General features: G+C 56.2%; 12 protein-coding genes. 11 read left to right on the top strand and 1 reads right to left on the bottom strand.

The window, feature by feature from the left end; genetic code table 11:
- The first annotated feature begins 100 nt into the window (after window positions 1–100).
- The 6 genes from dnaE to pyk all read left to right on the top strand — a co-directional run bounded on the left by dnaE (window position 101) and on the right by pyk (window position 8,981).
- Window positions 101–3,382, top strand: coding sequence for a DNA polymerase III subunit alpha (gene dnaE / locus M493_RS13255; RefSeq protein ID WP_020960875.1), 3,282 nt, complete (start codon window positions 101–103; stop codon window positions 3,380–3,382).
- Window positions 3,383–3,531: 149 nt separating this feature from the next.
- Window positions 3,532–4,134, top strand: coding sequence for a FadR/GntR family transcriptional regulator (locus M493_RS13250; protein ID WP_020960874.1), 603 nt, complete (start codon window positions 3,532–3,534; stop codon window positions 4,132–4,134).
- Between the two features lie 75 nt (window positions 4,135–4,209).
- The gene (gene accD, locus M493_RS13245) at window positions 4,210–5,082 is read left to right on the top strand and encodes an acetyl-CoA carboxylase, carboxyltransferase subunit beta (protein ID WP_020960873.1); all 873 of its coding nucleotides are present in this window, start codon (window positions 4,210–4,212) and stop codon (window positions 5,080–5,082) included.
- Window positions 5,067–6,044, top strand: coding sequence for an acetyl-CoA carboxylase carboxyl transferase subunit alpha (gene accA, locus M493_RS13240; RefSeq protein ID WP_020960872.1), 978 nt, complete (start codon window positions 5,067–5,069; stop codon window positions 6,042–6,044). Before accD ends, accA begins: the two co-directional genes overlap by 16 nt.
- Window positions 6,045–6,230: 186 nt before the next feature.
- A complete protein-coding gene (gene pfkA, locus M493_RS13235) occupies window positions 6,231–7,190 on the top strand; it encodes a 6-phosphofructokinase (RefSeq protein WP_020960871.1) in 960 nt (319 codons plus the stop codon).
- Between the two features lie 27 nt (window positions 7,191–7,217).
- Window positions 7,218–8,981 (top strand): pyruvate kinase, encoded by a 1,764-nt coding sequence (pyk, locus tag M493_RS13230; protein ID WP_020960870.1) that lies wholly within the window; start codon window positions 7,218–7,220, stop codon window positions 8,979–8,981.
- A 51-nt stretch (window positions 8,982–9,032) separates the two neighbouring features.
- Here the strand turns inward: pyk and ytvI are convergent, their stop codons facing one another.
- Window positions 9,033–10,151 (bottom strand): sporulation integral membrane protein YtvI, encoded by a 1,119-nt coding sequence (ytvI, locus tag M493_RS13225; protein WP_020960869.1) that lies wholly within the window; start codon window positions 10,149–10,151, stop codon window positions 9,033–9,035.
- 93 nt (window positions 10,152–10,244) lie between these two features.
- Here ytvI and M493_RS13220 point away from each other — a divergent pair, with 93 nt between their 5' ends.
- The 5 genes from M493_RS13220 to M493_RS13200 all read left to right on the top strand — a co-directional run bounded on the left by M493_RS13220 (window position 10,245) and on the right by M493_RS13200 (window position 14,941).
- A complete protein-coding gene (locus tag M493_RS13220; protein ID WP_020960868.1) occupies window positions 10,245–10,700 on the top strand; it encodes a DUF441 domain-containing protein in 456 nt (151 codons plus the stop codon).
- Between the two features lie 267 nt (window positions 10,701–10,967).
- The gene (gene citZ, locus M493_RS13215; protein ID WP_020960867.1) at window positions 10,968–12,086 is read left to right on the top strand and encodes a citrate synthase; all 1,119 of its coding nucleotides are present in this window, start codon (window positions 10,968–10,970) and stop codon (window positions 12,084–12,086) included.
- Between the two features lie 71 nt (window positions 12,087–12,157).
- Complete coding sequence (icd, locus tag M493_RS13210) at window positions 12,158–13,429, top strand: NADP-dependent isocitrate dehydrogenase (protein ID WP_020960866.1); 1,272 nt, start codon at window positions 12,158–12,160, stop codon at window positions 13,427–13,429.
- Between the two features lie 25 nt (window positions 13,430–13,454).
- Window positions 13,455–14,393, top strand: coding sequence for a malate dehydrogenase (gene mdh, locus M493_RS13205; protein ID WP_020960865.1), 939 nt, complete (start codon window positions 13,455–13,457; stop codon window positions 14,391–14,393).
- A gap of 80 nt (window positions 14,394–14,473) precedes the next feature.
- Entirely contained in the window at window positions 14,474–14,941 is a 468-nt protein-coding gene (locus tag M493_RS13200; protein WP_020960864.1) for a MaoC family dehydratase, read from the top strand.
- Window positions 14,942–14,944: the final 3 nt, after the last annotated feature.

The raw sequence follows: 14,944 nt of genomic DNA, 5'->3' as shown, positions 1-14,944 counted from the left end.
CTTTCTTTATCTTTTACTATGTATATCAACGAATGGGACGAAGTATGTAGCCAAAGGAAAAGTTTTCGGCCACAAACGGACGAATAAGGGAGGGCTGTTCATGACGTTTGTTCACTTGCACGTGTCAAGCGGCTACAGTTTGTTTCAAAGCACGGCCACCGTGGACGCGCTGGCGGCCAAGGCGAAACAGTCCGGGTGCCCCGCCTTGGCGTTGACCGACCGCAATGTGCTGTATGGTGCTCTGTCCTTTTATCGGGAATGCCGGCGCCACGGCATCCGGCCCATCATCGGCATGACGGCCGATGTGGCCCTCAGCGGCGATGACGGCGCCTATCCGCTTGTGCTGCTGGCTGCCAATGAGGAAGGGTACCGCCATGTAATCGAGATCAGCACGATGATTCAAATGGGGGAAGAAAAACAGGTGGATGAAGACGCCCTCCGCCGGTTGAGCGATGGAATCGTCGCCATCACCCCGGGGGCGGAAGGCCGGGTCGAGTCGCTGTTGGCCGCCGGGGAATGGCGGGGGGCGCAAACGGTGCTCGCCCGCTACCAGCAGCTGTTTCCTGGCCGTTTGTATACAGCCATCGAGCGAGGTGAGCGGACGCGCGCCCCGTATGAAGGGGAGCTGTTGCGGCTGGCGAAAGAAGCCGGAGTGCCGGTCGTGGCGACGAACGATGTCCGCTATGTTGAGCGCGGCGACGCCGCGGCGTGGCGCTGTTTGCAGGCGATCGGGCGCGGCGTGCCGTTGGCCGACATCCCGGAGGATCCCGGCCGTTATTTGGCGGCGCCGGACGAGATGGCGCGCCGGTTTGCCGACTTGCCGGAGGCGCTCGCGAACAGTGTGGTCATCGCCGATCAATGCGAGCTGCACATCCCGTTTGGCGGCTGGCAGCTGCCGAAGTTTCCGGTTCCGGACGGGGAAACGGCGGACCGTTATTTGCGCCGTCTGTGCGAACAAGGGCTCGCCCGCCGCGTGCCGGCAGCCGATGAGCGTTATAGGGAGCGGCTTTGGCATGAACTTGACGTCATTCAAGCGATGCGCTTTAGCGATTATTTTTTGATTGTCGCCGATGTGGTCGCCTACGCCCGCCAACGCGGCATTCTCACCGGTCCGGGCCGCGGTTCGGCGGCCGGATCGCTCGTCGCCTACGCTTTGGCCATCACTGATGTTGATCCAATCCGATACGGCCTGTTGTTTGAGCGGTTTTTGAATCCGGAGCGGGTGTCGGTGCCGGATATTGATCTGGACTTTCCCGATGACCGGCGCGAGGAAATGATCCGCTATGTGGCGGACAAATACGGGCGCGACCGCGTCGCGCAAATTATTACGTTTGGGACGTTCGGCGCCAAAGCGGCGCTGCGCGAGACGGCAAAAGCGCTCGGCATTCCCGGGCGCGAGGCGGAGCGGGTCGTGGCGCTTTTGCCGGACAAACAAGGGGTGACGATCCGCCAATGGCGCGGCGAGTCGACCGCGTTTCGCCGCGCCGCCGACATGGTGCCGGACGGCAAGCAATGGCTTGATATCGCGCAAACGCTCGAAGGGCTGCCGCGCCATACGTCGATTCACGCCGCCGGCGTCATCATCAGTCCCGAACCGCTTATACGCCAAGTGCCGTTGCAGCCAAGCCATGGCGAATGGCCGCTCACCCAATACGCCATGGGGTCGCTCGAAGCGCTCGGCCTTCTCAAAATGGACTTTCTCGGCTTGCGCACGTTGACGCTGCTCGGGCAAATGGTGCGCCTCATCGAGCGGCAGACAGGAAAGCCGTTTGATGTGCGGCGCGTGCCGCTTGACGACGAAAAAACGTATGCGCTCCTAGGCGCCGGGGAGACGAACGGCATTTTTCAGCTTGAATCAAACGGCATGAAACGCGTGCTGGCGGAACTGCGGCCATCCGAATTGGAAGATTTGGTCGCCGTCAACGCCTTGTACCGTCCGGGGCCGATGAATATGATTCCGGTCTACATCCGGCGCAAGCGCGGCGACGAAGCGGTTTCCTTCCCCCACCCCGACCTGGCGCCGATTTTGGCGCCGACTTACGGGGTGTTGATCTACCAGGAGCAAATTATGCAAATCGCCGCCCGCATGGCCGGATTCTCGCTTGGACAGGCGGATGTGTTGCGGCGGGCGGTGGCGAAAAAAGAGAAATCGCGGCTTGCTGAGCAGCGGGAAGCGTTTGTCGCCGGCTGTGCGGCGAACGGCTATCCGAAAGAAGCCGCCGAAGAATTGTACCGGCATATCGTCCGCTTTGCCGATTATGGCTTCAACCGGAGCCATGCGGTCAGCTACGCGCTGTTGTCGTATGCGATGGCGTATATTAAAGCCCATTACCCGCTTTGCTTTTATGCCGTCATGCTCTCAGGCGCTGCGGGTGACCGGGAAAAAACGGCGCTTTACGCTCTTGAAGCGGCGCGAAAAGGGATTGCGCTGCTGCCGCCATCGGTCAACCGGAGCGGCTATCGGTTTGCGATCGAAGGCAAGGCGATCCGCACCGGGCTGGCGGTGATGAAACACGTCGGCGCGGCGGCGAAGCTCATCATCGAGGAGCGCCGGAAACATGGACCATTCGCCGACTTTTTTGATTTCGCCATCCGCCTGTTGCCGAAAGGATTGCCGCGTCCGGCGCTTGAGGCGCTCGTTTGGGCCGGCGCGTTTGATGAATTGGGCGGAGAGCGGGCTTCGCTTTTGGCGAGCATCGACGTGGCGGTCGAACACGTGCAGTTGATCGGGCCGTATTTAGGAACGAGCGGCTTGTCGCTGAAGCCGAAATACATGGATGCCCCCCCGCTGTCGCCGGTTGAGCGGCGAAAACGGGAAAAAGAGCTGCTCGGGTTTTCCGTCACCCCGCACCCGGCTGCCGTCTGCCGCCCGCTGTTTCAGGCGGCCCGGGCGGTGCCGATTGCCGAGATGCACGGTTCGGCCGCCGTTATTGGCGGCTATGTGACCGAACAACGGAAAACGAGGACAAAACGGGGAGAGGAAATGGCGTTTGTGACAATCAGCGATGAAAGCGGGGAAGTGGAAGCGGTCGCCTTTCCGTCCGTCTATGCCCGCGCCGCCGCCGAGCTGGCGGAAGGAAACTTTGTGCTGCTTTTTGGAACAGTCGACCGGCGCGCGGGCAGACGCCAGCTCGTCATCCGCCGCGCCGGCTGTTTGCCGGTGTCGGCGCTATATATTAACGCGAGCTGGGGCGATGAGGCCAAACTGTCCAAGCTGAAACGGCTGCTTGAGCAGCAGCGCGGCGTTACGCCGGTTTATTTGTATGACGAAGCGAAGCGGGCGCTCCTTCGCCTGCCGGAGCAATATGCCGTCACGCCCACGGCGCCGCTTGTCGACGGGCTGCTCGCTTTATTCGGCCCCGGGCGCATTGCCGTCAAATAGCTGCCCCTTTACTATTTCACTATTTTATTATATCGTATAACCATTAGGTGGTCAGACCAGTGTGTCCGGCTGCGGTTGGACGGCATGCCGCCCACGTGGGGAATATGGCATAAACGGAAAAGGAGGGGTCTCCGTTCAACGATGAAAAAGTGTACGCCGAGACGTTGAGGCATATCCATCGTCTCGTTGTCGAGGATGGCCTTGTCCCGGGCGACAGGCTGCCGTCAGAACGCGAGCTGGCCGAGCGGCTCGGCGTCGGCCGCTCGTCGGTGCGCGAGGCGCTGCGGGCGCTTGAGTTTCTCGGCCTGATTGAGACGAGGCGCGGCGAAGGGACCTACTTATGCGAAGTCGGCGGTCATCAGCTGATTGAGTTGTTGGCGATGTTTTTGCTTGAAAATGAACGGGCGAAAGCGGATGTGGCGGAAGCGACATGGCTGATCGAACGGCTGTTGCTTGAGCTTGCCTGCCTGCGCTGCAGTGAAGAAGCGTTGGAAAGACTAGAAAAAACCGTTCATCAAAAACCGACTGATTTCGCGTCATTTTTTCAGGCGGTCGCCGAGGGGGCCGGCAACTATTTGCTCACCCGCATTTGGCGGGCGCTGTTCGGGTTTGCCTCCGCCTTTGCGTCCGACCGGCCGCTTGCCGATTCGTTTTATGACCAGCTGTTAGCAGCGGTGAGAAAGCGCGATCCGGCGCAGGCGGTCGCCGTTTGGGAGGCGCATCGGCCTTCGCCGTTGTCGAAACAGAACTGACACCGTTTGACAAACAACCGCTTTCATTTTCGATAAAGTAGTAGAGAGGCGAAAACGCAAAGGAGGGGATCCCTCGTGTGGAAAGACTTATTTGCCAAAAAGAAGAAGTATGCGTCGCTCCCTTCCGAGCAAGTGAGGCCTGAAGTGCCGGAAGGTGTCATGACGAAATGCCCGCAATGCAAAAAAATTATGTATACAAAAGAGTTGGTCAAAAATTTGCGCGTTTGCCTAAGCTGCGGCTACCATCATCCAATGCCGGCGCGCGAACGGATTGAAAGCGTACTTGATGAAGGCAGCTTTCGCGAGTATGACGCCGACATGACATCGGTCAACCCGCTCGGATTCCCCGGTTACATAGAGAAACTGGAAGCAGACCGGCGCAAATCCGGATTGAACGAGGCGGTCGTCACCGGCGAAGGGGCGCTTGACGGCCATCCGCTCGTCATCGCAGTCATGGATTCCTCGTTCCGTATGGGCAGCATGGGATCGGTCGTCGGTGAAAAAATCACCCGCGCGGTCGAACAAGCGCATGATAAAGGCGTGCCGTTTCTCATCTTTACCGCTTCCGGCGGCGCCCGCATGCAAGAAGGGGTGTTAAGCTTGATGCAAATGGCGAAAACGAGCGCGGCGCTCAAACGGTTCAGCAGCGACGGTGGCTTGTTCATTTCGGTTATGACCCATCCGACAACGGGCGGCGTATCGGCGAGTTTCGCCTCGCTTGGCGACTACAACTTCGCCGAACCGGGGGCGTTGATCGGTTTTGCCGGCCGCCGCGTCATCGAGCAGACGGTGCGCGAAGAGCTGCCGGAAGATTTCCAGACGGCGGAGTTTTTGTTAAAGCACGGGCAGTTGGATGCCGTCATTCACCGCCATGAGCTGAAAGAGACGCTGACGGTCGTGCTTCGCATCCATGCAGGAGGAGGGGAATCGGGATGGTGGCGGAATTAGAATTTGAAAAGCCGCTTGTCGAGCTGCGCCGCAAAATTCAAGAGCTAAAAGAGTTTATGAAGACGGCCGATGTCGATTTGTCGGCCGAAATCGAAAAGTTGGAGGCGCGCCTCGCCAAGCTGGAAAACGACGTGTATGCCAATTTGACGCCGTGGGATCGCGTGCAAATTGCCCGCCATCCGCAGCGGCCGACGACGCTCGATTACATCGACCGGCTGTTTACAAACTTTCTTGAATGCCATGGCGACCGCTGCTTTGGCGACGATGAGGCGATCGTCGGCGGCATCGCGGAATATGATGGGCTGCCGGTGACCGTCATCGGCCACCAGCGCGGCAAAGATACGAAAGAGAACTTGCGCCGCAACTTCGGCATGCCGCATCCGGAAGGCTACCGGAAAGCGCTCCGCTTGATGAAGCAGGCGGAAAAGTTTTCCCGACCGGTCATTTGCTTCATTGATACAAAAGGGGCGTATCCGGGCAAAGCGGCCGAAGAGCGCGGGCAAAGTGAAGCGATCGCCCGCAACTTGTTTGAAATGGCCGGGCTCACCGTGCCGGTCGTCTGCATCGTCATCGGCGAAGGTGGGAGCGGCGGGGCGTTGGCGCTCGGCGTCGGCAACCATATTCATATGCTCGAAAACTCCACATACTCGGTCATCTCACCAGAAGGAGCGGCGGCTATTTTATGGAAGGATGCGTCATTGGCGCAGCGGGCGGCGGAAACGATGAAAATTACCGCCCATGATTTAAAAGCGCTCGGTGTCATTGATGAAATTATTCCGGAAGTGAAAGGAGGCGCCCACCGCAACGCCGACGAGCAGGCGAACGAAATTGACCGCGTGCTGCGCGCCTCGCTTAAGCAGCTGTTGGCGCTTGATGGCGAGGCACTCGTTCGGCAGCGCTACGAAAAATTTAAACAAATGGGCCAAGTATCGTGTTTACAAGAAACGATTCGGGCAAGATAAGGAAAAAGCTGTCTCGACTTTCGGGGCAGCTTTGTTCTGTCCATGAAAAAATTGTGTTCATGTAAACCGTTTCAACAGGGCATCGCTGTTGTGTTCCTTAGTTGTTCATGGTACATTAGGAATGTTCAAGAGCGACAGACGTATGAGGTCGGACGTGTTGAATTTGACGTGAATGAGGTGGAAACAATGAAACGGATTGGTGTCTTGACAAGCGGCGGCGACTCGCCGGGGATGAACGCGGCCATTCGCGCTGTCGTCCGCAAGGCGATTTACCACGGCGTAGAAGTGTATGGCGTCTACCACGGCTATGCCGGGCTGATCGCCGGCAACATTAAAAAACTGGAAGTCGGCGATGTCGGCGATATTATTCACCGCGGCGGTACGATGCTATATACAGCCCGCTGTCCGGAGTTTAAAACAGAAGAAGGGCAGAAAAAAGGGATTGAACAATTAAAAAAGCACGGCATTGAAGGGCTCGTCGTCATCGGCGGCGACGGGTCGTATCAAGGAGCGAAAAAATTGACGGAGCACGGTTTTCCATGCGTCGGCGTACCGGGCACGATCGACAACGACATTCCGGGCACTGATTTTACGATCGGGTTTGACACCGCGCTCAATACAGTCATTGATGCCATCGACAAAATCCGCGATACAGCAACGTCGCATGAACGGACGTACGTCATTGAAGTCATGGGCCGCCATGCCGGCGACATCGCCTTATGGTCCGGGCTGGCCGGCGGGGCGGAAACGATTTTAATTCCGGAAGCCGATTACGACATGAACGACGTCATCGCCCGCCTGAAGCGCGGCCATGAGCGCGGCAAAAAACATAGCATCATCATCGTGGCGGAAGGGGTCGGCAGCGGCGTCGACTTCGGCCGGCAAATCCAAGAAGCGACCGGCTTTGAGACGCGCGTGACGGTGCTGGGCCACGTGCAGCGCGGCGGGTCGCCGACGGCGTTTGACCGCGTGCTGGCGAGCCGCCTCGGCGCCCGTGCGGTGGAGTTGCTTTTAGAAGGAAAAGGAGGCCGCTGTGTCGGCATTCAAAACAACCAGCTCGTCGACCATGACATTGCCGAAGCGTTAGCGAAACAACATACGATCGATCAGCGGATGTACTTATTGTCGAAAGAACTGTCCATCTAATTCCCGAGGGGAAAGGAAGAAGAAACGATGAAGCGGAAAACGAAAATCGTCTGTACAATTGGGCCGGCAAGCGAAAGCACGGACAAGCTCGTGCAACTGATCGAAGCAGGAATGAACGTGGCGCGCCTGAACTTTTCGCACGGCGATCATGAGGAACACGGACGGCGCATCGCCAACATTCGTGAGGCGGCACGCCAGACGGGCAAAACGGTCGCCATTTTGCTCGATACGAAAGGTCCGGAAATCCGGACGCACAACATGGAAAACGGCGCCATCGAACTGAAGGAAGGAACGAAGCTCGTCATTTCGATGAGCGAAGTGCTTGGCACGCCGGAAAAAATTTCCGTCACCTACCCAGGATTGGTCGACGACGTGTCCGTCGGCGCGAAAATTTTGCTCGATGACGGGCTCATCGGTCTCGAGGTCAATGCGGTCGACAAGCAAGCGGGAGAAATCGTTACAACCGTTTTAAACGGCGGCGTGCTGAAAAACAAAAAAGGGGTCAACGTCCCGGGCGTGCGCGTCAACTTGCCGGGCATCACCGAGAAAGACCGCGCTGATATTTTGTTTGGCATTCGCCAAGGGATCGACTTTATCGCCGCTTCGTTCGTGCGCCGGGCGTCCGATGTGCTGGAAATCCGTGAGCTGCTTGAGACGCACGATGCCCTTCATATCCAAATTATCGCCAAAATTGAAAACGAAGAGGGCGTCGCCAACATTGACGAAATTTTAGAAGCCGCCGACGGCCTCATGGTGGCGCGCGGTGATTTGGGGGTTGAAATTCCGGCTGAGGAAGTGCCGCTCATCCAAAAGCTGTTGATCAAAAAGTGCAATATGCTCGGCAAACCGGTTATTACGGCGACGCAAATGCTCGACTCGATGCAGCGCAATCCGCGGCCGACACGGGCGGAAGCAAGCGACGTTGCCAACGCCATTTTTGACGGCACCGATGCCGTCATGCTTTCCGGGGAAACGGCGGCTGGCCACTATCCGGTCGAAGCGGTGAAAACGATGCACCAAATCGCGCTCCGCACCGAACAGGCGCTTGAGCACCATGATATTTTAGCCCAACGCACAAAAGAAAGTGCGACGACCATCACCGATGCCATCGGGCAGTCGGTCGCCCATACGGCGCTCAACTTGGATGTGGCGGCGATCGTCACGCCGACCGTAAGCGGAAAAACGCCGCAAATGGTGGCGAAATATCGCCCGCAAGCGCCGATTATTGCCGTCACCTCAAATGAAGCGGTATCGCGCCGGCTGGCGCTTGTGTGGGGCGTGTATACGAAAGAGGCGCCGCATGTGAACACGACGGATGAAATGCTCGATGTCGCCGTCGATGCAGCGGTGCGTTCCGGTTTGGTGAAGCACGGCGATTTGGTCGTCATCACCGCCGGCGTGCCGGTCGGCGAAACCGGTTCGACGAACTTAATGAAAGTACACGTCATCAGCGACCTTCTCGCCAAAGGGCAAGGCATCGGCCGCAAGTCGGCGTTCGGCAAGGCCGTCATCGCGAAAACAGCGGAAGAAGCGCGGCAAAAAATGATAGACGGCGGCATTTTAGTCACCGTCAGCACCGATGCGGACATGATGCCGGCGATTGAAAAAGCGGCGGCGATCATTACGGAGGAAGGCGGGCTGACAAGTCATGCCGCTGTGGTCGGCCTAAGCCTTGGGATTCCGGTCGTCGTCGGGGTCGGACAGGCGACAAGTTTGTTTAAAGACGGGCAAGAAATTACAGTCGATGGCGGGTTTGGCGCCGTCTACCGCGGCCATGCGAGCGTGTTGTAATACAGTTGTTGGTCGACAAAAACAGCCTTGGACATGAAGCCAAGGCTGTTTTTATGAGGTGGGCTTGCCGATGATAAAGCGCCACATGTCGCGGAAGACGTTGGCGCTGTGGAGCGTGCGGATGATGACGAGCGCGACCGGACCGGCGATGAGGCCGAGAAAACCGAGCAGCTTGAAGCCGACAAACAAGGCGATCAGCGTCGCGAGCGGATCGAGGCCGATCGACGAGGAGAGCACCTTCGGCTCCATAATTTGCCGCTGGACGAGAACGACGATATACAAAACGCCAAGCCCGATCGCAAACGGGATATCCCCGCTGATGGCGGCGTAAATAATCCAAGGCACGAAGACGATGCCGGTCCCCAAGTAGGGCAAAATATCGACAAACCCGATGATCAATGCGATCGTAATCGCGTAATCGACGCGCAAAATGAGCAAGCCGATCAACACGATGACGGTCGTAATCGAAATGAGTGTCGCCTGCGCCTTAATAAAGCCAAACAGCGCCCGCTTTAAATCCAAAAACACCGTTTTTCCGCTTGTGCGGGCTTTTGCCGGCAGCCATTGCTGTGCCATCCGCATGAGGCGATGCCAGTCTTTGCTGATGAAAAACGTCGCGAGCAGCGAAAAAATAAAAACCGTTGCCGCGTTCGGCAACCACGCGAGAAGTTGCGGAATGTTTTGCAGCACGCGCTGGATAAATTCGCCGACCGTTGTCGCGATTTGCGTCCCGACCGCCTGGATGTTTTGCATGATCGTATCTTGTTGGTCGGCGTTTAAGTTTTTAAACAAGACAGCCCACTCTTGATAAAGCGGGATGAGCTGATTGGCGGCAAACGACTCCATGTATGCGATGAGCGCCTGAAATTTTTCCGGCACGACGTTCGCCAAGTATTGTGTTCCGGACACGATCTCGGCAATTAGCAGCGTCACGATCCCGGCAACGGCGGCAAACAGGACGATCAGCGTCACGCTGACGGCGAGCCAACGCGGCATTTTCGCCTTCCGCTCTAAAAAATCAACGAGCGGATTGATGAAAAGAGCGATAAAAAAGGCAATAATAAACGGGTACGTCACCGTCGAGACATAGTAGACGGCGATGGCACCGAGCACAACGGCCGCGATGACAGTGAGAAAGCGCAAAAAACGGTCGACATATATTCGGGACAATGTTTCACCCCCAACGGTTCTCCATACTGATATATTACATGTTTCTTTACGAAGAAGCAAAAAGACAAGTTTCAGAGGAAAGGGCGGACGATTGTGAACGAACCGGTGTTATTTTTGCTTGTGTTGCTGGCAATCGGGGCGTTGGCGAAAAATCAGTCGCTCATCGTCGCGATTGCCGTTCTGCTCGTCATCAAACTCATCGGCCTTGATCAACGGCTGCTGCCGCTTATTCATTCCAAAGGCATCAACTGGGGGATTACGGTGATTACGATTGCCGTATTGGCGCCGATCGCCGCCGGAGAGATTGGCTTTAAGCAGCTCATCGGGTCACTGCAATCGTTGTCGGCTTGGATCGCGCTTTTATCCGGCATTCTTGTTGCGTTGATTGCAAAAGGAGGCGTGACGCTTTTGGCCAATGACCCACATATGACGGCGGCGCTCGTATTCGGCACCGTCATTGCCGTATCGCTGTTTCATGGGGTGGCAGTCGGGCCATTAATTGGCGCAGGCATTGCCTATACGGTCATAAAAATGGTAGAATATTTTTGAAGCTGGGGCGAGGATCGTTATTCCTGTGTAATAATCTTTTGCCAAATGGATGCATTCCCATTCACAAAAGTCTGATAATTGTTTATAATAATAGGCGTAAGCTAGTTTTCGGGCCAAGCAATACGCGGCGCTGCCGCCCCGTTGTGGCAGCCGGTACGGCAATGTAAGCACTTTCGTGTGCGTGTTTGTTTTTGCATCCATTTCGAGCAAGCGCTCACCAGCCGTCTGGCGGCAAGGCAGGAATTATGAAGAAAAGGGGAGATTCGTATGACAGTAACCCGCGGTTTAGAAGGGGTTGTGGCGACAACCTCCAGCATCAGCTCGATCATCGACGATACATTGACGTACGTCGGCTATGATATTGATGATTTAGCCGAAAACGCTTCCTTTGAAGAGGTCATCTATTTGCTTTGGCATCGGGTGCTGCCGACAAAAGAGCAGTTGGCGGAACTGAAGCGGCAACTCGCTGAGAATGCGGCGATTCCGAACGAGATCGTGGAGCATTTTAAATTATACCCGGTCGATAAAGTGCATCCGATGGCGGCGTTGCGCACAGCGGTTTCGCTTCTCGGCCTGTACGATAAAGAAGCGGATGTGATGACAAAAGAAGCCAATTATCGAAAGGCGATCCGCCTGCAGGCGAAAATCCCGACGATCGTCACCGCGTTTGCCCGCGTACGCAAAGGATTGGAACCGGTTGCGCCGCGCCAAGATTTAAACTTTGCCGCGAATTTCCTGTATATGCTGACCGGCGAAGAGCCGAACGACATTGCCGTTGAAGCGTTCAACAAGGCGCTCGTTTTGCATGCCGACCATGAATTGAACGCCTCAACGTTCACGGCGCGCGTCTGCGTGGCGACGCTCTCAGATATTTATTCCGGCATTACAGCCGCAATCGGCGCCTTGAAAGGGCCGCTTCACGGCGGGGCGAACGAAGCGGTCATGAAAATGCTGACCGAGATCGGCACGGTCGACAACGTCGAGCCGTATATCCGCGGAAAACTGGCCAACAAAGAAAAAATTATGGGCTTTGGCCACCGCGTCTACCGGAAAGGCGACCCGCGCGCCAAGCACTTAAAGAAAATGTCGGAAAAACTGACGAAACTTGTCGGCGAGCCGCACTGGTATGAAATGTCGACGAAAATTGAAGACATCGTCACATCGGAAAAAGCGTTGCCGCCAAACGTTGACTTTTATTCCGCCTCGGTTTACCATTGTTTAGGAATCGATCATGATTTGTTTACGCCAATTTTTGCGGTCAGCCGGACGTCGGGATGGTTAGCCCATATTTTAGAACAATACGACAACAACCGTCTCATCCGTCCGCGCGCGGAATACACCGGCCCGGGCAAGCGGGCGTACGTGCCGATTGACGAGCGCGGCTAAACAAGTGGACAAGGCGGTGAAGGCAAGCCTTCACGCCTTTTCAATAAAACATGGCATTGGGGGTTTTACTCGTGACGCAAGGGGAAAAAATTACTGTCACCAATGGTGTGCTCAACGTTCCAAACCATCCGATCATTCCGTTCATTGAAGGGGACGGAACCGGCCCGGACATTTGGGCGGCCGCTTCGCGCGTGTTGGAAGCAGCGGTGGAAAAAGCGTATAAAGGCGAGAAAAAAATCGTCTGGAAGGAAGTGCTTGCCGGCGAAAAAGCGTACAAACTGACGGGAAGCTGGCTTCCGGATGAAACGCTCGAGACGATCCGTGAATACATAATTGCCATTAAAGGCCCGTTGACGACGCCGGTCGGCGGGGGGATCCGTTCGCTCAACGTCGCGCTCCGTCAAGAGCTTGATTTGTTCGTCTGCCTGCGCCCGGTCCGCTATTTTGAGGGCGTTCCGTCGCCGGTGAAACGGCCGCAAGACACCGACATGGTCATTTTCCGCGAAAACACGGAAGATATTTACGCCGGCATCGAGTATGCGAAAGGGACGCCGGAAGTGAAAAAAGTGATCGACTTTTTGCAAAACGAAATGGGCGTGCGCAAAATCCGCTTCCCGGAAACGTCCGGCATCGGCATCAAACCAGTTTCCGAAGAAGGAACAAAACGGCTCGTGCGCGCAGCGATCAACTATGCGATCGAACACGGCCGCAAGTCGGTCACACTCGTCCATAAAGGGAACATCATGAAGTTCACAGAAGGCGCATTTAAAAACTGGGGTTATGAGCTGGCTGAACAAGAGTTCGGCGACAAAGTGTTTACATGGGCGCAATATGACCGGATCGTCGAAGCCGAAGGAAAAGAAGCGGCAAACAAAGCGATGGCGGACGCGGAAGCGGCCGGCAAAATCATCGTCAAAGACGTCATTGCTGACATCTTCCTGCAGCAAATTTTGACGCGTCCGCGCGAATTTGACGTCATTGCAACGATGAACTTAAACGGCGACTACATTTCCGATGCGCTCGCGGCTCAAGTCGGCGGCATCGGCATCGCGCCGGGGGCGAACATTAACTATGAAACCGGCCATGCCATTTTCGAAGCGACGCACGGCACAGCGCCGAAATACGCCGGACTTGACAAAGTCAATCCGTCGTCCGTTATTTTATCGGGCGTCATGATGTTTGAGCATCTCGGCTGGAACGAAGCAGCGAAACTCATCATCCAAGCGATGGAAAAAACGATCGCTTCCAAAGTCGTGACGTACGACTTCGCCCGCCTGATGGAAGGGGCAACCGAAGTGAAATGTTCGGAATTTGCTGATGCGCTCATCCGCAATATGGACTAACCTTGAACGAAAGGGATGGCAAACGATGGCGATGAAACGGAAAAAAATCTCGGTGATTGGCGCCGGATTTACAGGGGCGACGACGGCGTTCCTGTTGGCGCAAAAAGAGCTTGGCGACGTCGTATTGGTCGATATTCCGCAGCTCGAGAACCCGACGAAAGGGAAGGCGCTCGATATGCTTGAGTCAAGCCCGGTGCTCGGCTTTGACGCCAACATTATCGGCACGTCGGATTATGCCGACACGGCCGATTCCGACATCGTCGTCATTACGGCCGGCATCGCCCGCAAGCCGGGGATGAGCCGCGACGATTTGGTGACGACGAACCAAAAAATTATGAAGCAAGTGACGAAAGAAGTCGTCAAATACTCGCCGAACTGCTACATCATCGTCTTGACCAACCCGGTCGATGCGATGACGTATACGGTCTTTAAGGAGTCCGGATTCCCGAAAAACCGCGTCATCGGTCAGTCGGGCGTCCTCGATACGGCGCGCTTTCGCACGTTCGTCGCCCAAGAGCTGAACGTTTCGGTGAAAGATGTCACCGGGTTTGTTTTGGGCGGCCATGGCGACGATATGGTGCCGCTCGTCCGCTACTCGTACGCCGGCGGCATTCCGCTCGAGAAGCTCATTCCGAAAGACCGTTTGGACGCCATCGTTGAGCGGACGCGCAAAGGCGGCGGCGAGATCGTCAACTTGCTCGGCAACGGCAGCGCCTACTACGCGCCGGCCGCCTCGCTCGCCGAAATGGTCGAAGCGATTTTGAAAGACCAGCGCCGCATTTTGCCGGCGATCGCCTACCTTGAAGGCGAGTACGGCTATGAAGGCATTTACTTGGGCGTGCCGACGATCTTAGGCGGCAACGGCATCGAGAAAGTGATCGAGCTTGAGCTGACCGAAGACGAAAAAGCGGCGCTCGCCAAATCGGTCGAATCGGTCAAAAACGTCATGCGCGTGTTAGAATAACGACAACGCAAAAATTCGGGCCGATGCCCGAATTTTTGCCGTGGTGATTGAAAGCGTTTTCCGAACAAAGGGGTGGGAATGTGTTAAAAAAACGGAGACTAGGGAGAACGATCAAAGAAATCCAATCCGGAGAAAAGCTTGTCTTCCAGGCGGCTATCGAAGATAAAGACTTGCTTCTTTATCTCGGGCTGACCGATGATGCCAATCCGCTTTACATTCAACATGACTACGCCTCGCAGACGCCGCTCGGAAAGCCGGTCGTCCCGCCGATTATGTTGACGGGGATGATCACATCGGCGGTCTCGAAATATTTGCCGGGTCCGGGAAGTTACATTACGCGGCACGATATTCAGTTTCTCCGCCCAGTTTATCATTATGAGACGCTTGAATTTTTGCTTGAAGTGACCGAAGTGGACGAAGAAGGCCATTGCGTCACACTGGCCGTGACCGCGACGCGCGGGACGGAGACAGTGCTTGACGGAACGCTGTCCGTTTGTCCGCCGCACGCTTTGCCTCGCTTTGACGGCCGCGTCTTAGAAAATTTTTAAGCG

It is taken from the genome of Geobacillus genomosp. 3, from assembly GCF_000445995.2.
GTDB lineage: Bacteria > Bacillota > Bacilli > Bacillales > Anoxybacillaceae > Geobacillus.
The sequence above is the reverse complement of the archived record's forward strand: the minus strand, read 5'-3'. Positions and strand labels throughout refer to the sequence as shown.